Raw genomic sequence first — 17,983 nt, 5'->3', positions numbered from 1 at the left:
GATGGGCAAACACGATATTCTGTGGGGCATCGCCCCCATAGGGTGGCGGAATGACGATATGCCGGAAATCGGAGCCGGCAATACGCTGCAGCATTTGTTAAGTGACATTGTTGTCGCGCGTTTTCAAGGGACAGAGGTCGGAGGTTTTTTTCCTGAACCCTCCATTCTGAATAAGGAGCTGGGGCTTCGGAATTTACGGATCGCGGGGAAATGGTTCAGCAGCTTCATCCTTCGCGATGGTATTGAAAAAACGGCGGAGGAGTTTACAGAACAATGCAAATATTTGCAAGAAGTCGGGGCTGATGTCGCGACCGTGTCTGAACAAACATACAGTATACAGGGCTTGGACATTGATGTCTTTAAGAAAAAACCTCACTTCACGGACGAAGAATGGGAGGCGCTGTGTAAAGGTTTAAACCGTCTCGGAAAGATCGCTGATGAGCACGGGCTTACACTTGTATACCACCATCATCTCGGCACAGGCGTCCAGACGGCGGAAGAAGTCGACCGGCTGATGGAACATACTGATCCTGCGCATGTCCATCTTCTCTATGATACCGGCCATGCCTACATCTCGGACGGAGATTATATGTCGATGCTCAACAAGCATATTGACCGGATCAAGCATGTGCATTTCAAAGACGCGCGGCTTGATATTATGGAGCAATGCAAGAAAGAAGGGAAGTCATTCCAGCAGTCGTTTTTGCAGGGAATCTTTACCGTGCCGGGAGACGGATGCATCGATTTTACAGATGTGTACCGGACGCTTTTAAAGCGCGATTACTCCGGCTGGATCGTCATCGAAGCCGAACAAGACCCGGATGTGGCCAACCCGCTTGAGTATGCGCTGATGGCGAGACAGTATATCGACCGCGAACTGCTCGATCTTGCAAATTAGAGGGGGACTTATATGAATAGTGCCAGGGCGGAATCGGCTTTTAATAAAAGGACCATCGCCGCAGCATTAGCAAACTATATAGACGCAGGTTCCATCGTGGCAGGATCGGCAGGTTTATCTATGTGGGTCAGCTATCTGAAGCTGTCCGACAGTCAAATCGGCTTGCTCGGCGCTTTTAGCGCAAACGCCATATCAGCGGCGATCGGCGCGCTGCTTGGCGGATATTTGGCAGATAAGATCGGCCGTAAAGCTGTATACACAAACAGTATGCTGGTTTACGCCTTAGGAATTTGCTTAGTGCTGTTTGGGTTTAACTTTCCGATGCTGTTAAGCGGCTACTTGATTATCGGAATTTCTGTAGGCGCTGATATTACGGCATCGTGGACGATTATCGCAGAAAACGCCCCGGAGAAAAACCGGGCCAGACACTGCGGCGTAGCACAGGTGGCATGGGCGGCCGGAGCCGTTGCAGTGCTGCTGTTGTCCGTGTTGACCGGAGACCTTGGGCTTTTAGGAAATAAAATCGTCTTTGCGCATCTGCTGGTGATCGCCCTTATCACATATACAATGAGAAAGCGTTTACCTGAGTCGGATGCCTGGAAAAACAAAGAAGATCAGCCGGCAGCAGTGAAAAAAACTTCTTACTTTGATCTGCTTCAGCCTCCATTCATTAAGAACATTTTGTTCTTAATGGGCGTGTTTCTCGTATGGAACTTGGCCGCAGGAGTGATGGGATTTTTTATGCCGTATATCTATCAGCAGGTCGGCGGGGTATCTGCGAACATGGCAAATATGCTGCAAATGGGTCTGTTTATCTTCACAGGGCTTGGTGTCGCCTGTATCTTCATGCCCTTTGCGGATAAATACAGGAAAACGGTTTTCGGAATCTGCGCATTTATGGCCGTCATCGGCTGGTCGCTGTTTTTACTGCCGATTCAAGGACTGCCGGTTCTGCTTCTGTTCGTCTTCGTGATCGGCATTAATAACGGAGCCGGTCAGCAAGCGAACTACCAACTGTGGGCAAGTGAGCTGTTTCCGACAGAGCACCGGGCTTCTGCGCAAGGATTGATGTTCTTTCTGGTCCGTATCTCGATAGGGATTTGGAGCTTATTTGTGCCGATGATCATGACACATTTCGGCATCGGCTTTATGGCTGCGCTCCTGCTGGTTTGCGTCACGGCCAGTATGATCATAGGACTTGTGTTCGCACCGAATACGTCTGGTAAGCCGCTTGAACAGATCCAAGAGGAACTCTGCGGAACTCCTCGCGGCGGCACAAAGAAAAGCAAGGCAAGAAACATTATTTAATATCAGAGGGAGTGGCTGTCAATGAATTTACGTATTGGTGTTATCGGAACCGGGGCAATCGGAAAAGAGCACATCAACCGCATCACAAACAAACTGTCCGGAGCGGAAATTACGGCTGTAACGGATGTGAATCAGGCTGCTGCGCAGCAAACCGTTCAAGATTACAAACTGAACGCGGCTGTTTACCCTGATGATGACAGCCTCGTCGCTGATGAGAATGTAGACGCTGTCTTAGTGACAAGCTGGGGGCCGGCTCATGAATCCAGTGTTTTGAAAGCGATTCAGCACGGCAAGTATGTATTTTGCGAAAAGCCGCTTGCCACAACGGCGGAAGGCTGTATGCGCATTGTCGAAGAAGAAATGAAAACGGGGAAACGGATGGTGCAGGTAGGCTTTATGCGCAGATATGACAGCGGTTACGTACAGCTGAAAGAGGCTATCGACAACCGCATCATCGGCGAACCGCTCATGATCCATTGCGCGCACCGCAACCCGACTGTGACAGATAACTATACAACGGATATGGCCGTTGTTGATACGCTTGTTCATGAAATTGATGTGCTGCACTGGCTAGTCAATGATGACTATGAGTCAGTTCAAGTGATCTATCCGAAAAAATCAAAAAACGCGCTGCCGCATTTAAAAGATCCGCAAATCGTCGTGATTGAAACAAAAGGCGGCATCGTCATCAATGCTGAAATCTATGTGAATTGTAAATACGGCTATGACATTCAATGTGAAATCGTCGGAGAAGACGGCATCATCAAGCTTCCTGAACCGTCAAGCATCAGCTTGAGAAAAGAAGGCAGATTCAGCACAGATATTCTGATGGATTGGCAGCGTCGTTTTGTGGCTGCGTACGATGTGGAAATCCAAGATTTCATTGATTCTATCCTGAAGAAAGGCGAAGTCAGCGGGCCGACGGCATGGGACGGTTATATCGCCGCCGTGACGACTGACGCATGCGTAAAAGCTCAGGAATCCGGCCGGAAAGAGCCTGTGGCACTCCAAGAGAAACCGGAATTCTATCAGTCATTTACAACTGTGAACAAATAAGGTAAGGAGTGAAGAAAACATGAAATTGGCATTGGATCCATCAATGTATCGAGATGATTTAACTTTGGAAGAAATGGTCTATAAAACGGCAGAGCTCGGCTATGAATATATCGAACTATCACCGCGCGAGGATTTTTGTCCATTCTATAAATATCCGAAAGTTGATTCAGCAAAGATCAAACAATTAAAGCGGCTCTTAAGGGATACAGGTGTTAAGCTTTCATCGCTCCTTCCGCTTTACCACTGGGCGGGCCCTGATGAAGACCGCCGCCAGGCTGCGGTGCGAAACTGGAAACGGGCGATCGAAATTGCGGTTGAACTTGAAGTCGATTTGATGAACAGTGAATTCAGCGGTTCAAAATATGATCCTTTAACAAGTGAAGAAAAATTTATCAAATCCATGGATGAGCTTCTGCCCGTCTTTGAAAAAGAAGGCGTTAAACTCAATCTTCAAGCCCATCCATACGATTTTATCGAAACGCACAAAGGTGCGATGGATATGATCCGCGCGCTTGACAAGGATTGGATCAATCTTGTCTACTCGACTGCGCATACGTTCTTCTATGATGACGGCAAAGGCGACATCGAGACCATGTTTGACGAAGCCGGCGACCGCCTCACACATGTTTTATTTGCAGATACCTTTAATCATAAAGCGGCTCATGGCCTGCGCTACATCGTCAATCCGCCTGACGCGAAAGTAACGGTTCACCAGCATTTGGACATTGGTCAAGGCGAGGTCGATTTTGATACGATTTTCAGAAAGCTGAGAGAAATGAAGTTCGACGGAATTGCGACGAATGCCGTTTTTGCTTGGGTCGACGAAAAAGCGGATGAATCAAGCCGATTTATGCTTCAAAAAATGAAAGAAGAATTAGGTCTGGCATAAGCTGAGTATGGAGTTCGGCGGGATGCGGCGAACAGCCCTCCTGCCGAACTCCCTTCATATCTAAAACGCGGATGGGAGAGGCTGACATGAAACTTTGCTTTAATGAAGCGACAACATTGGAGAATTCAAACCTGAAACAGGATTTAGAGCTATGCGAAAGGCACGGCTATGATTATATTGAAATCCGCACAATGGATAAGCTGCCGGAGTACTTAAAAGACCATTCACTGGCCGATCTTGCGGAATACTTTCAAACCCATCACATTAAACCGCTTGCCTTAAACGCACTTGTTTTCTTCAACAATCGTGATGAAAAGGGCTATAAGGACATCATTGCTGAATTCAAAGGCATGATGGAAATATGCAGAACCCTCGGTGTGAAATATGTGGTGGCCGTTCCGCTTGTGACAGAGCAGAAGATTTTAAAAGAAGAGATCAAAAAGAGCAGTGTAGAGGCTCTGACTGAGCTTTCGGATATCGCGGAGCCGTACGGCGTAAACATCGCGCTTGAATTTGTCGGCCACCCGCAATGTACGGTCAATACATTTGAACAGGCGTACGACATCGTGAACACTGTCGGCCGCGACAATGTCGGACTTGTTTTTGACAGCTTTCATTTCCATGCGATGGGCTCCAATATTGAAAGCTTAAAGCAGGCTGACGGGAAGAAAATCTTTATTTATCACATTGACGATACAGAAGATTTCCCAATCGGATGTTTAACCGACGAGGATCGCGTCTGGCCGGGGCACGGAGCGATCGACTTAGACGCCCACTTATCGGCGCTGAAAGAAATCGGATTCTCAGACGTTGCCTCCGTCGAGCTGTTCCGGCCTGAATATTACAGGCTGAGCGCGGAGGAAACAATCAAAACGGCGAAAGAAACAACAGAAGCCGTCGTATCAAAATACTTCAAGATATAATCAAAAGGAGGGGTGAACGTGGCTTTTGTATCCATGAAAGATCTTCTTGCGGAAGCAAAGCGAGAGCATTACGCAGTCGGCCAGTTTAATATAAACGGGCTTCAATGGACAAAGGCGATTTTACAAGCGGCGCAAAAAGAGCAATCACCTGTCATCGCCGCAGCCTCCGATCGGCTGGTCGATTATTTAGGCGGATTTAAAACCATTGCCGCCATGGTCAGCGCGTTAATGGAGGAAATGGCGATTACCGTTCCCGTTGTGCTTCACCTTGATCACGGAAGCAGTGCGTTACGCTGCAAACAGGCGATTGACGCGGGATTCAGCTCGGTGATGATTGACGGTTCCCACTCCCTGATTGACGAGAATATCGCCATGACAAAAGAAGTCGCTGCTTATGCCGCAAAGCACGGCGTATCGGTCGAAGCCGAAGTCGGCACGGTAGGCGGGATGGAAGACGGGCTGGTCGGCGGAGTCTGCTATGCCGATATCACGGAATGTGAGCGGATTGTCAAGGAAACCAATATCGACGCGCTGGCCGCGGCCCTTGGCTCCGTTCACGGCAAGTATCAGGGCGAGCCGAATCTCGGATTTAAGGAAATGGAGGAAATCTCCGGCATCACCGATGTTCCGCTCGTTCTTCACGGAGCATCCGGCATTCCGCAAGACCAAATCAAAAAAGCCATCAAACTCGGCCACGCGAAAATTAATATCAATACGGAATGTATGGTCGCCTGGACAGACAAAACACGGAGCATGTTTCAGGAAAACGAAGACATATACGAGCCGCGGAGCTATATGACACCCGGTATAGAAGCCGTGGAAGAGACAGTGCGAAGCAAAATGAGGGAATTCGGATCAGCCGGAAAAGCCGCGAAGCAGCATGTCAGCTGAAGAAAAAGCACTCACAACATCGTGAGTGCTTGTATCATGCCATTTGTTTCTGAGTTTTCTTTCTCACGTTTCACAGAATATCAGCAAACAAATCAACCTGTTTGCTGACTGAAATCGGACTGTACAGGTAGAAGGTGCCAAAGTCATTGATAAACCCGCGGTTATGTGACAGCGCCAAGGTTTTTCCAAATAGAGGATTTCTCCAGCTTGTCGAGTATTTTGCTTTTGTCTTTCGGATTGTAGTCTGTATCGATGATGCCGTCAACTTTCTTTTTAGCTGCTTCCGCTTTTTTGTTAAACTCATCCATAAATGATGCGGCTTTGTCTTTCGTTGCGGAATTCATTACTGTTTTTGTCTCGAATTCTCGTAGTTTACATAGTATATACCCTACATAAGGTCTCGTTTAGTAAAACTTCTTATTCCGTAAACCAGGAGAACGATACAGGTAATTACCATAATTGTGTAAAACAGAAAATTTGATTGAATCGGTGATTCATCTTCGGGTGACATTGCTAACATAGGCTGTGTCCATGGATATACTTGGCCTAGCGGTGTACTGGCAATAATAATGGCCGGCAGTGTAAAAACAATGCTAACAGCAAGCGGTATACCAAATGTTTTGGATCTGATTGAAACAATAAGCTGTAGTAAAATCAATGGTAAACAAGCCAAGATTCCTCTAATTCCATATCCTAGTATTGTAAGTAAAGGAAGGCTCCCGCTAATGCCTAACATATAACCGAATCCAATAAATAAAAGGATTAATATTAACATACTAATGAATATCATGCGAACCACTGTTAGAAACTTTCCCAGAAAGATATCTGAGTGTTTGACTGGTAAGGCCAGAAGCTGTTTCCAACCGCCTCCTACATGTTCGCCCCTGCAAACAAGGGCGGCGAAAATCCCCACTATGATAGGTAATACAAAAGGGCCCATAAATAAGGCAACTTGTGTCCAAGCCTCTACCCAGGGATTGTCTCCAGGATTCATAAAAAGGTTATAATTTTTAATAAAGTTAGTGTACGCTAGGGATACACCTAACAAGGGCCCTAATAAATAAATTATCCATAACTTTGATCGCTTAAGCTTTAAACGTTCTACAAATAAAATGTTTTTCAAGTATTTCGCCTCCTTTTTACAAAGCATCCCGTTTAGCAAAATGAATAGAGCCTAGAAATAATATAATTATTCCTAAGAAAAGGCTAATGCAAAGGTAAGATGAAAGATCTGGGTTATATCCTATACCTTCATACTGCAGAATAACTGTCGAAGATTGACTAGGATAAGCCAGCGGAAACCATCTCGTTGATTGAGCAGCAGCCAAAAACAAACCCATTATAGATGATACTGATCCTACAAGAATTGAGAATGCTTGGTTACTAAACACCATAGATAACCATATCTGGAATGCCATTATAGGCAGTACTGTAACTAACATGCTGTAACTATCTCCAAACAAAAGTCCCCAAGGTACACTACCTTCGAATCCTACCAGTTTGCCTAGCAGTACCATGCCGAGCAAGAAAATTGTTGACGAAATAAATAAACTGACTACTAAGCAAATAAATTTACTTACATAAATTCGCATTCTTGATACAGGAAAAGAAAGGGTTTGTTTCCATCCGTTTGCTTGATGCTCTATATTTGCTATTATTGACGCAGAAAGTGTAGCGGCTAATGGAAACCCCAGACCGAATAACAAACTATTATCATACAGTAAATACATCCACATTGATCCAGCATGGAACATTTCAGCTTGTTTCTCCACGTATTCAGATCGATAAGTGAGATTTACCAACTCATATGCCATAATGAGTAAGGGAACCAATAAGACTACAATCAATAACGAGGAACGTTTCAATTTTAATTGATCTGCCCATAATAACTTTTTCATAGACTTCCCTCTGTACCAGTTAATTCTAAAAAAATATCCTCAAGCGATCGTGTCTTTTCTTCAAGTCGAAATACAGATAGCCCTGAATGAAGAAGTATGGAATTGATTTCTGAAACAAACTCCGGTTCTGTTTGAGACAGCCACAAATAATTTTTTTGTAAATCAACCTTTAATCCTTTCCTATTTAATATTGTTTTTGCTTCGATTACATCACTAACACCGACTTTTAATAGTGGTTTTCGTTTTTGATGTAATCTTCCGATTGAGTCCTGGAAAATCATTTTTCCATTGTTAATAATCCCTACTTGAGTAGCCATTTGATCTATTTCACTCAACAAGTGGCTGGATATAACAACACTCATTCCCGATTTAGGCAATTCTTTGATGAGCTCTCTTATTTCTTGGATACCAGATGGATCTAAACCGTTTGTCGGTTCATCAAGAATTAATAAATCAGGACTGCTTAACAGGGCAACTGCAATTCCCAAGCGCTGCTTCATTCCAAGGGAATACTCTTTTGTCAGTCGATTGGCTACTTTAGATAACCTTACAATTTCCAACACTTCATTGACCCGTTGTTCCGGAAGACCTCTTAACCTCCTAACTGCTTCTAAGTTTTCATAACCGGTTAAATTACCATAATAAGTTGGGGATTCTACTAGCGACCCGATTCTTTGTAATATCTGCAAACGATTCTTGTTTAGGTTTTGGCCAAAGATTTCGATGCTTCCTTTTGTTGGTTTAATTAAACCTAATAACATTCGGATGGTTGTTGTTTTACCAGCACCATTTGGTCCAAGAAAACCGTAAATTTCCCCACGTTTAATCCTTAAGTTTAATCCATCAACTGAAGTATGCTTTTTATACTTTTTAGTCAGATCGTGTGTAACCACTATTTGATCATTCATTTGTCCCTCACCTCACTTTTATCATAAGTGATGTTCTTTAAACACAAACGAAACTCTTCCTAAACATTCACTTAACGATATCCATGGTTTATTCACTGCATATAGTTATGGATATCCGAGTATCAAGGCTGATTATTTAATTGAATATTTTGAACACTTAACAAAAGATAAATTCTTTCCTTTTTTCCACTTTTATGTATTCGATTTCATATAAAATAAGAAATAAAAAGGAGGATAATTTATGACTTTAGAAGAGAACAAAATCCTCATGGTTGATGATGATGAACATATTTTAAACTTATTAATAACTTGCTTTGAAAAGGAAGGGTTTAACAATATATCAACAGCTATGACAGGGACCGAAACCCTGTTGAACATTAAACAAGAACTTCCGAATATTATATTATTGGATGTAATGCTTCCGGACATTGACGGTTTCACCTTATGTAGAAAAATTCGTTCGCACACAAATGCACCGATACTCTTCTTAACGGCAAAAACAACAGATTTAGATAAATTGCAAGGGTTTAGTTTTGGGGGAGATGACTATATTACAAAACCATTTAATCCACTAGAAATTGTAGCTCGTGTAAAAGCCCAATTAAAGAGAACTACTCAACTCTCATCTTTTCACCCTCTAAAACGGGTATACGATTATGAACATTTTAAAATAGATCCCAATACCGGAAGACTTGTTGTTAACGGGACAAGAATAGACTGCCCTGCTCAAGAAATGAAACTTCTGATTTATTTCTGTGAACATCCTAATCAGATTTTAAGTAAACACCAAATTTATAAAGATGTGTGGGGGGAGTTTTATGGCGGAGATAGTACCGTAATGGTGCATGTAAGACGATTACGTGAAAAATTAGAGGAAGATCCGAGTAGACCTAAATGGATTAAAACGGTTCGAGGACAAGGTTATATATTTGAAGTAGCACCTATAAATGAGGATTTATTTTGAAGCTGAGAAATAGGATAGCATTTTACTTCGTATCGCGACTTTTTTTACTCATGTTTATTTGGGGTCTACTCATTGTGATTAGTATCATTTTATTCAGCCTCGTCTTGGGTCAGAATAAAATGGAAACTCCACACTTATCCATAAAAAAAATTGTTGACCAAACAGTTATTGCAGATAAACAATTTTCAATAAATACGAAAGCAAAAGAAGATTTATTAGAGAACCAGATGTGGATGCAAATTTTAGATGAACAAGGAGATGAGGTTTTTTCTTTTAATAAACCCAAAAATATACCTGAGCATTATATTATTGGAGAGTTAATCTCAGATTATATGTATCCTGCCAAAAAAGGTTATCAATTATCTACGTGGTACGAAATTAAAAACAATCAGGATGTAACATGGGTATTGGGAAAGCCAATAGAAAACAACAACCCTTTTTTTTATTGGGTGAATAATTTGTGGATTGTTTCTATTATTATTGTAGGAATTGTAATTGCACTATTTTACGGAAAGAAATTAGGTGCTCCTCTGCTGTTTATTGTATCTTGGATTGAAAATTTGTCTAAAGAAAAATATGAAGAACCTTTTTATTATTGGAAGTTTCTTCGAAGCAAACATAGACATAATAAATCTGGATATAAGACCTATCAGGAATTAATGCAAGCGTTGTCTGAACTTACCTCAACGCTTAAAAAAAATAAGACTGAAAGAGAATTATTAGAAAAGACACGAGAAGAGTGGATGGCAGGTGTCTCACATGATTTAAAAACTCCTCTTTCGGTTATTAAGGGATATACGGTCCTTTTATCTTCAAATGAATATGAGTGGGAAAATCAGAAAGTGCGTGATTTTTCCAGAATAATGGAAGAACGTGTCGAATATATGGAAAAGCTGATTGAAGATTTTAACTTAACTTTTCAATTGAAAAATGAGGCGCTTCCAATCCATCTTGAAGAAAAAAACGTAGTGAAAGTAATTAATAATATTTTAGAAGAAATGAAATTGTTACCGGAGTCAGAAAATAAGAGATTCTCTTTAGAATCTAGACAGAATGAAATACTTTTTAAAATGGATGAAAGGTACTTAAAGCGCGCAATTGAAAACTTGATTGCTAATTGTATTAAACATAATCCTCCGGGTACCAAAATCAAGGTCATATTATATCAGGAAGTGTCACATGACAATGAAATACAAATTATAATTGAAGACGATGGGGTAGGAATGGATGAAGAGACGGTTGAATGTTTATTCGACCGGTATTTCAGAGGTATAAGTGCTTCGTCAAATAACTCAGGTACTGGATTAGGAATGGCTATTGCTAAACAAATTATCAAAGCGCATGGGGGAAATATTGATATATATAGTCAACCGCGAGTTGGCACAACATTTAAAATTACCTTCCCGGATCCACCATCTAAATATAACAACGTCAATTAGAAAAGTAGGAATAATCCATCTTAAGTTTAAAAAGGAACTTTATAGAAAGGGTGAAGCGGGTCTTTTATAAAGGCCCGCTTTCTCTTGTTGCAGAGAACTGATGAAAGCATTATGATGGGGGCATCAAAATAATGGCTCCGAAAAGCCGTATCCTTTTGGAGGATGGATTGTATGAATAAAATCATGATTGTGGAAGATAGTGAAGACATTCGGCTGCTATTGCGGAATTATTTAGAGAAGTACGGATATCAAACAGTGGTGACCTCTGACTTTACGTCTGTTCTGGATGTATTCTTGCGGGAAAAACCTGATGTGGTGCTGCTCGATATCAACCTCCCGTCCTATGACGGGTATTATTGGTGCCGCCAGATCCGCCAGCACTCGACAAGCCCCATCATTTTCATTTCAGCCAGAAACGGGGAAATGGATCAGGTGCTGGCGATTGAAAACGGCGGTGATGATTATATAGAAAAACCGTTTTCCTATGATATCGTATTGGCGAAAATCAAAAGCCAAATCCGCAGGGCATATGGCGAGTACGCCGCAAAGCAAGGAGAAAAAGTGATCGAATATGCCGGCGTGCAGCTTTTTGTGGAACGGTTTGAATTGCGTTATCAAGATGAAAAAAGCGAACTGTCAAAGAAGGAAAGCAAGCTGCTTGAGGTGCTCTTGGAGCGGGGAGAAAAGGTGACGGGAAGAGACCGTCTGATGGAAAAAACGTGGGACACTGATATTTTTGTGGATGACAATACGCTGAATGTGTATATTACACGGCTGCGTAAAAAACTGCGGGAGCTCGGTGTGCCTGTTTCGATTGAATCGGTGCGGGGCGAAGGCTATCAGCTGAGGACGCTGTCATGAAGCTGTTTTTGCGATCCCATACGGTGTTAATCCTGCTGTTTTTCCTCCAAGGTTTGTTTGTGTTCTTTTACTATTGGTTTGCGGGTCTTCATTCTTTTTCTCATCTTTTTTATATATTGGGCGTGCAGCTTCTGATTTTGGCGGGGTACTTGGCATACCGCTGGTACAAGGAACGCGGCGTTTATGAGTGGGTCAGCTCGGGGCAGGACGATACGGAGATTCCTTTTCTCGGTTCTTCGGTGTTTTGTTCAGAGCTTTATGAAAAGCAGATGGAGCTGATCCGCTTGCAGCATCAGAAGCTCCATGAGACGGAAGCCAAGCTTGACGCAAGGGTGACATATATGAACCAATGGGTCCACCAAGTGAAAACGCCGCTTTCTGTCATTAATTTAATCGTTCAGGAAGAGGATGAGCCGATTTTTGAACAAATCAAAAAAGAAGTCCGGCAGATTGAATACGGGCTTGAGACGCTCCTTTACTCATCACGGCTTGATTTGTTTGAGAGGGATTTCAAAATCGAGGCGGTTTCCTTATCCGAGCTCGTTCAATCCATTGTTCAAAGCTATAAACGATTTTTTATCCAATACCGGGTATATCCTAAAATGAAAATCCTCGCCGAGGACAAGGTTTATACCGATGCCAAATGGCTGAAATTCGCAATTGGCCAGGTGGTGACAAACGCGGTGAAGTATTCAGCCGGAATGAGTGACAGGCTTGAGCTGAACGTCTTCCGAGACGGGGACAAGACGGTGCTGGAGGTCAGAGATCATGGCGTCGGCATTCCTTCTCAGGATCTGAAGCGGGTATTTGACCCTTATTATACCGGCGAAAACGGCCGCCGTTTCCAAGAATCAACGGGCATCGGCCTGCACCTTGTCAAAGAAATCACGGGCAAGCTCAATCATGAGGTGGAGATCAGCTCTTCTCCCGGCGAAGGGACAGCGGTTCGATTTTCATTTCTTACAAAAGTGTAAGGCTGCGTTAAGAAAACGACATAGCACATTCTGTTTCCCCTTGATAAGATTTGTTTACGTCAAGGGGATTTTTTCGTTGAAAAGCCCCGATGCCACATGAAAAACACGTGGATCAACAAGAATAAAACCATAAGGAGGATTCTCATGGCGAATATGCTTGAAGTTAAACATATAAATAAAACTTACAAAGGACAAGTATCCTATCAAGCCTTAAAACAAATTTCATTTTCAATAGAAGAAGGCGGGTTCACGGCGGTGATGGGGCCGTCAGGGTCAGGAAAAACGACGCTCTTGAACATCATCTCAACGATTGACCGCCCGGATTCCGGCGATATCCTGATTCACGGGGAGAACCCGCATCATCTGAAGCGGACACGGCTGGCCCATTTTCGCCGCAAGCAGCTTGGATTTGTGTTTCAAGATTTCAATCTGCTGGACACGCTGACGATCGGTGAAAATATCATGCTGCCATTAACGCTTGAAAAAGAATCACCGTCTGTGATGGAAGAAAAATTGCACGGCATCGCCGGGAAGCTGGGGATTGAAGATTTGCTGAATAAACGGACGTTCGAGGTGTCCGGAGGCCAGCGCCAGCGGGCCGCCATCGCAAGAGCGGTCATTCATAAGCCGTCCCTCATTCTCGCTGATGAACCGACGGGAAACCTTGATTCCAAAGCATCGAAGGATGTCATGGAGACGATGCAAAGCCTGAATCAGAATGACAAGATTACGGCTTTAATGGTGACCCACGATCCGGTTGCGGCGAGCTACTGCCGCCGCGTCATTTTTATTAAAGACGGCGAGCTGTTTAACGAGATTTACCGCGGGGAAAACCGCCAAGTGTTTTATGAACAAATCCTTGATGTGCTGTCTATGCTGGGGGGAAACGCAAATGACCTTTCTTCAGTTCGCTTATAAAAATGTCACGAGGAACAAAAGGGCCTATCTCGCTTTCTTTTTAAGCAGCGCCTTTTCTGTATTGATTTTCTTTACTTTTGCCATGTTTTTATTTCATCCGGCTTTGAAGGAAGGCTACTTGAATAACATTGCCAAAAAGGGCTTAACCGCAGCCGAATGGATGATTTTTGTCTTTTCTTTCTTGTTCGTTCTGTATTCCGTGAATGCATTCCTGAAATCAAGGAATAAGGAATTCGGCATACTGCTTATGCAGGGAATCACGCCGGGACAGCTCAGAGCGCTGATTACTGCGGAAAATATGATCATCGGCGTGATGTCGATCGCGGCCGGCATTATCGGCGGTTTTATCTTTTCAAAAACGTTTTTTACAGTCGGGGCTTATATTTTAGAAATGGATGCTTTGCCTTTATATATGCCTTGGAAAGCGCTCGGAATTACGGCCGGCGGGTTCCTGCTCTTATTTTTCCTTTTATCGCAATTCACGATCTTTTTTATCAGAGCAAACACGATTATTAAACTGATCAAAGGCACTGAAAAAATCAAACCGGAGCCGAAGCCGTCTGTGATTCTGTCATTATTCGGCGTCGGATGCCTTGCGGCCGGGTACGGAATGGTCCTCAAAGGCAATGTGCACGGGTATGAGCCTTTCATCATTTTACTGCTCACAGTTATCGGCACATATTTCTTCTTCAGCCAAAGCAGCATCTGGATTTTGCGGGCTTTGAAGAAGTGGAAAACCTTTTATCTGCGCGGGAAAAATGTCATTTGGGTTTCTGATCTTGTCTACCGCTTAAAAGACAACGCCCGCCTGTTCTTTATTGTCAGCATTATTTCCGCGGTGGCGTTTACGGCTACGGGCGTGCTCGCCATGTACAAAGCGACCGTCGGGGCGGAAGAGTCAGCTTATGAGATGGAGTATTTATCTTACAGCAACAATCCAAAAGAACAGACTCATTTGAAAAAAATTGACCATGAACTGAAAACACACGGCTTTGCGTATAAGAAAGACAAAATAGATATTTCTTATGTTCGCTATCAGGAAGGAGAAACTGTTCCGCCTGTTTACATGATCAGCGAATCGGATATATCAAAATACTTCCATGTTAAACTGAACGGCCTGAAAGGTGATGAGGCTGTCTTTTTCCCGGGCACGTATGACCGCAATCTCAAAAACGAAGCGCCCGATCAGCTGAAGCTGCTGAACCAAAAAGGCAAGCCATCTGATCAAAAGCTGTCAATAAAAGAAGTCAAAAAACCGCTGATCTCATTGAATGCCATCATCGCGGTAAACGATAAAACCTTTGATCAGCTGAAATCACTCGGTGACAAAGCGTCATTATACGGCTACAGCTACGATCATTGGAAAGACAGTCTTGGGATCAGCGAATCCTTGAAAAATGAGATTTACGGCAACTATATCGACGTGCATTCTGATTTTATGTCAAAAGCCGGAACCTACTATGATACGGTGCAGCTGCCGAGCTTGAGTTTATTCATCGGCCTGTTTATCGCGATCGTCTTCTTTGTCGCGGCAGCAAGTTTCTTATATTTCAGGCTGTTCACCGATTTAGATGAGGACCGGACGCGTTACCGTTCATTGGCCAAAATCGGTCTGAGTGAGCGTGAAATGTCACAAAGCGTGACGATACAATTGGCAATTCTCTTCTTCTTTCCATTTGTCATTGCCGTCATGCATACGCTATTTGCCTTGAGAACATTGATAGTGGAAGGCTATTCCGATGTAGCGGGGCCGCTCAGTCTCACCATCGGAGGATTTTTCATCTTTCAGCTTCTGTTCTTCCTCGTAGTGCGGTCAAGCTATTTGAAAAAAATGAAATAGTAAGGGGAGTATACAGATGAAAAAGGTATTGGCAATCTTGGCCGTCTTGGCGGCCGCTGCCGTGATTTGCGGGATTCTCTTTTTTCATAATGATGTTACAGACAGAATCAATCCATTTATTCACAAACAAGATGTATATGTACAGATTAATCGAGATGGCAAACATCTTAGCCCGGGCGGTATTGAATATACATTAGACGGATATGATCAGTCAGGAAAAAAAGAAGAAGTGACCTTTTTTGCCGGAGGAGAACTTCGGAAGCAAGCTTATCTGAAGGTCAAGGCAAAAGGAAAGTATGTAGAGACCTGGGAAGAAGTCAAGTATGAAGAGATGCCGGACATCGTGCAGTCAAAATTTCATTAAACCATACAGCAAACGGCACAGAGAAAACTCTGTGCCGTTTTGTTTAGCTTTTGTTTTCTTCAGCCCGCTTGATCAGCATGTCAGTGATCAGATCCATCTGTTTGCTGACGGCAATCGGGTCATATGGATAAAAGGTGTTAAAGTCGTTGATAAAGACATGATTGTTCTTCACGGCATCTAGGTTTTTCCAAATGGAAGATCCCTTCAGCCGCTGGAGGGTTTTGCTTTCTCCGTTCGGGTTGTAATCGGTGATGAACATATAATCAGCGGCATATTCAGGAATGACTTCTTGGGAGATCTGTTTCATTGCCCCCGTGTTCATTATGTCCTTTTCCACTTTGGCCGGCGCTTTCAGTCCGAGTGCGTTATACACTGCCTGGCCGCCGCGCCCGGAATTGTCATTAAAGACCCAAAGCTCTCCTTTATCCGTGCTTTCAAAAAGTCCGAATGTCGCGTCTTTGCTGATGACGCCTTCGAGTTTCTTTTTGTCTGCTTCCGCTTTTTTGTTGAAGTCCGCCATAAAGCTTTTCGCTTTATCCTTCGCTCCGGCAATATCTCCGAATAAGCTGACCGTGTCTTTTACATTTTTTGCGGTGTTAAACGGAATAACGATTGTCGGTGCGATTTTAGACAATTTATCGTATTGGTCATCTTTCATTAACACAATTAAATCTGGTTTCAGCTGCATGACTTTCTCGACATTGACCGGATTGCCGATGTCCGTGACGTTTTTCAGCTGTGTTTTGATAAACGGATTTTTAAAGGACCATGAGCCGGCTCCGACGACATTTGCGTCAACGGTGAACAGCTCTCCCGCATAAAAATCAGTGACAATCCGCTTCGGGTGCGCGGGTATTTTTTCATTGCCTTTAGATGAGTGGTATGTACGCATGTCCGTCTGTTCCTTGCCGGACACTGACCCGCTGCTTTCATTCGCGCCGTTGCACGCGCTTAAAGCAAAAACAAGCAGGAGTGCCAGACCGATCAGCCATGATTGTTTCTTCATAATTATCCTCCTTGATAATGATTATCATTATTAATATAGCAGGAAGACATGAGACCGTCTATGATTTTTATAGAAAACCTTCCTTGATTATCCATGTTATAGTGGTATAGGAGAGGGAATGGGTTTTTCTTACGAAAAGAGGGGTATGGCGGGAAGTGCTGCACAGCTGGTGGCTGCTTCGTGCCCTTTGCGCTGTTTTGGCTTTTTTCTATATCGGTCACAGAGCCAAGAACAAAAACAGGCTGAAATACGGTCTTATTTATTTTATTATTTTGGCAATCGCTTATTTTCTGCCTTTATGGATCATTTCAAGGCGGAGGCAAATTCGGCGGAAAACCCGACCGGCACATTGACTTGATAAAACATCGGTAAAAAACAAATGACAAAGCCGGCATCATCGTGCTTTGTCATTTGCATGAAGCGGTTATTGCTGATATGAATGCTGTTGGAATGGTGTGTGCTGCTGGCTTTGCGGGAATGAAGAAACGTTTGAATTCATCATAGATGAAGACATTTGTCCGCTTACTTCATGCTGCAGCTGGTTGCACATATTTACGATCTGCTGGCATTTTTGGATCGCCATTTCATGGCCCTGCAGCGCTTGCTGAATAGTATGCACGGCATGCTGCTCATGGTTAAGCACCTGCTGAAGTATTTGAATATTTTGCTGTTCCTGCTGCAGCATTTGTTTATACTGATTGCTGCTTTGCTGTGTCTGCTGAATGAGCTGCTGCGCTGTTTGGCGGCATTGATTTAATTGATTTCCGCTGTATTGGTTTTGATACATGATAAAAAACCTCCATTGGGTTATTGGATTTACATATTTATCATGTGAAGGAATAAGAG

The 17,983-nt window shown here is 43.3% G+C and carries 19 protein-coding genes and 1 pseudogene; 14 read left to right on the top strand and 6 right to left on the bottom strand.

The features are described from left to right. Position 1: 1 nt before the first annotated feature. The 6 genes from iolE to fba all read left to right on the top strand — a co-directional run bounded on the left by iolE (position 2) and on the right by fba (position 5,965). On the top strand, positions 2 to 898 hold the full coding sequence (gene iolE, locus KY305_RS04230; RefSeq protein WP_223061484.1) for a myo-inosose-2 dehydratase: 897 nt from the start codon (positions 2 to 4) through the stop codon (positions 896 to 898). 12 nt (positions 899 to 910) lie between these two features. Then, positions 911 to 2,206, top strand: a complete 1,296-nt coding sequence (locus tag KY305_RS04225; RefSeq protein ID WP_223061483.1) for an MFS transporter — start codon at positions 911 to 913, stop codon at positions 2,204 to 2,206. Between the two features lie 21 nt (positions 2,207 to 2,227). Next, a complete protein-coding gene (gene iolG / locus KY305_RS04220) occupies positions 2,228 to 3,262 on the top strand; it encodes a bifunctional inositol 2-dehydrogenase/D-chiro-inositol 1-dehydrogenase (protein WP_223061482.1) in 1,035 nt (344 codons plus the stop codon). 19 nt (positions 3,263 to 3,281) lie between these two features. Continuing rightward, on the top strand, positions 3,282 to 4,151 hold the full coding sequence (locus KY305_RS04215) for a sugar phosphate isomerase/epimerase family protein (RefSeq protein WP_223061481.1): 870 nt from the start codon (positions 3,282 to 3,284) through the stop codon (positions 4,149 to 4,151). A gap of 86 nt (positions 4,152 to 4,237) precedes the next feature. After that, on the top strand, positions 4,238 to 5,074 hold the full coding sequence (gene iolI / locus KY305_RS04210) for a 2-keto-myo-inositol isomerase (RefSeq protein WP_223061480.1): 837 nt from the start codon (positions 4,238 to 4,240) through the stop codon (positions 5,072 to 5,074). Between the two features lie 18 nt (positions 5,075 to 5,092). Then, entirely contained in the window at positions 5,093 to 5,965 is an 873-nt protein-coding gene (gene fba / locus KY305_RS04205; protein WP_223061479.1) for a class II fructose-1,6-bisphosphate aldolase, read from the top strand. Positions 5,966 to 5,976: 11 nt separating this feature from the next. Here fba and KY305_RS04200 read toward each other — a convergent pair. The 4 genes and pseudogenes from KY305_RS04200 to KY305_RS04185 all read right to left on the bottom strand — a co-directional run. Then, positions 5,977 to 6,303 (bottom strand): annotated as a pseudogene (locus KY305_RS04200) (hypothetical protein); the annotation flags it as partial. A gap of 50 nt (positions 6,304 to 6,353) precedes the next feature. Continuing rightward, positions 6,354 to 7,088: an ABC transporter permease gene (locus KY305_RS04195; protein WP_262417546.1), complete on the bottom strand. Its 735-nt coding sequence runs from the start codon at positions 7,086 to 7,088 to the stop codon at positions 6,354 to 6,356. A gap of 16 nt (positions 7,089 to 7,104) precedes the next feature. Beyond that, a complete protein-coding gene (locus KY305_RS04190; protein WP_223061478.1) occupies positions 7,105 to 7,863 on the bottom strand; it encodes an ABC transporter permease in 759 nt (252 codons plus the stop codon). After that, complete coding sequence (locus KY305_RS04185) at positions 7,860 to 8,771, bottom strand: ABC transporter ATP-binding protein (RefSeq protein ID WP_223061477.1); 912 nt, start codon at positions 8,769 to 8,771, stop codon at positions 7,860 to 7,862. The genes KY305_RS04190 and KY305_RS04185 overlap by 4 nt, the downstream gene beginning before the upstream one ends. A gap of 241 nt (positions 8,772 to 9,012) precedes the next feature. Here KY305_RS04185 and KY305_RS04180 point away from each other — a divergent pair, with 241 nt between their 5' ends. The 7 genes from KY305_RS04180 (at position 9,013) to KY305_RS04150 (ending at position 16,131) form a co-directional block, all read left to right on the top strand. Beyond that, complete coding sequence (locus KY305_RS04180; protein ID WP_223061476.1) at positions 9,013 to 9,735, top strand: response regulator transcription factor; 723 nt, start codon at positions 9,013 to 9,015, stop codon at positions 9,733 to 9,735. Next, on the top strand, positions 9,732 to 11,174 hold the full coding sequence (locus tag KY305_RS04175; RefSeq protein ID WP_223061475.1) for a sensor histidine kinase: 1,443 nt from the start codon (positions 9,732 to 9,734) through the stop codon (positions 11,172 to 11,174). Before KY305_RS04180 ends, KY305_RS04175 begins: the two co-directional genes overlap by 4 nt. A gap of 171 nt (positions 11,175 to 11,345) precedes the next feature. Continuing rightward, complete coding sequence (locus KY305_RS04170; protein ID WP_223061474.1) at positions 11,346 to 12,035, top strand: response regulator transcription factor; 690 nt, start codon at positions 11,346 to 11,348, stop codon at positions 12,033 to 12,035. Continuing rightward, a complete protein-coding gene (locus KY305_RS04165; RefSeq protein ID WP_223061473.1) occupies positions 12,032 to 13,009 on the top strand; it encodes a HAMP domain-containing histidine kinase in 978 nt (325 codons plus the stop codon). The genes KY305_RS04170 and KY305_RS04165 overlap by 4 nt, the downstream gene beginning before the upstream one ends. Positions 13,010 to 13,153: 144 nt before the next feature. Then, entirely contained in the window at positions 13,154 to 13,927 is a 774-nt protein-coding gene (yxdL, locus tag KY305_RS04160; RefSeq protein WP_223061472.1) for an ABC transporter ATP-binding protein YxdL, read from the top strand. Next, positions 13,902 to 15,767: an FtsX-like permease family protein gene (locus KY305_RS04155; protein ID WP_223061471.1), complete on the top strand. Its 1,866-nt coding sequence runs from the start codon at positions 13,902 to 13,904 to the stop codon at positions 15,765 to 15,767. Before yxdL ends, KY305_RS04155 begins: the two co-directional genes overlap by 26 nt. Before the next feature lie 16 nt (positions 15,768 to 15,783). After that, on the top strand, positions 15,784 to 16,131 hold the full coding sequence (locus tag KY305_RS04150) for a YxeA family protein (RefSeq protein WP_223061470.1): 348 nt from the start codon (positions 15,784 to 15,786) through the stop codon (positions 16,129 to 16,131). Positions 16,132 to 16,174: 43 nt separating this feature from the next. Here KY305_RS04150 and KY305_RS04145 read toward each other — a convergent pair whose 3' ends face one another. Then, the gene (locus KY305_RS04145) at positions 16,175 to 17,137 is read right to left on the bottom strand and encodes an iron-hydroxamate ABC transporter substrate-binding protein (protein ID WP_223061469.1); all 963 of its coding nucleotides are present in this window, start codon (positions 17,135 to 17,137) and stop codon (positions 16,175 to 16,177) included. A gap of 118 nt (positions 17,138 to 17,255) precedes the next feature. Between KY305_RS04145 and KY305_RS04140 the strand changes: the two genes are divergently transcribed. Then, complete coding sequence (locus KY305_RS04140) at positions 17,256 to 17,495, top strand: hypothetical protein (protein ID WP_223061468.1); 240 nt, start codon at positions 17,256 to 17,258, stop codon at positions 17,493 to 17,495. A 66-nt stretch (positions 17,496 to 17,561) separates the two neighbouring features. Here KY305_RS04140 and KY305_RS04135 read toward each other — a convergent pair whose 3' ends face one another. Further along, positions 17,562 to 17,924, bottom strand: a complete 363-nt coding sequence (locus KY305_RS04135; RefSeq protein WP_223061467.1) for a hypothetical protein — start codon at positions 17,922 to 17,924, stop codon at positions 17,562 to 17,564. Positions 17,925 to 17,983 lie beyond the last annotated feature (59 nt).

It is taken from the genome of Bacillus sp. YC2 (assembly GCF_019891195.1).
GTDB lineage: Bacteria > Bacillota > Bacilli > Bacillales > Bacillaceae > Bacillus.
This window is presented reverse-complemented; position numbering and strand designations above follow the sequence as displayed.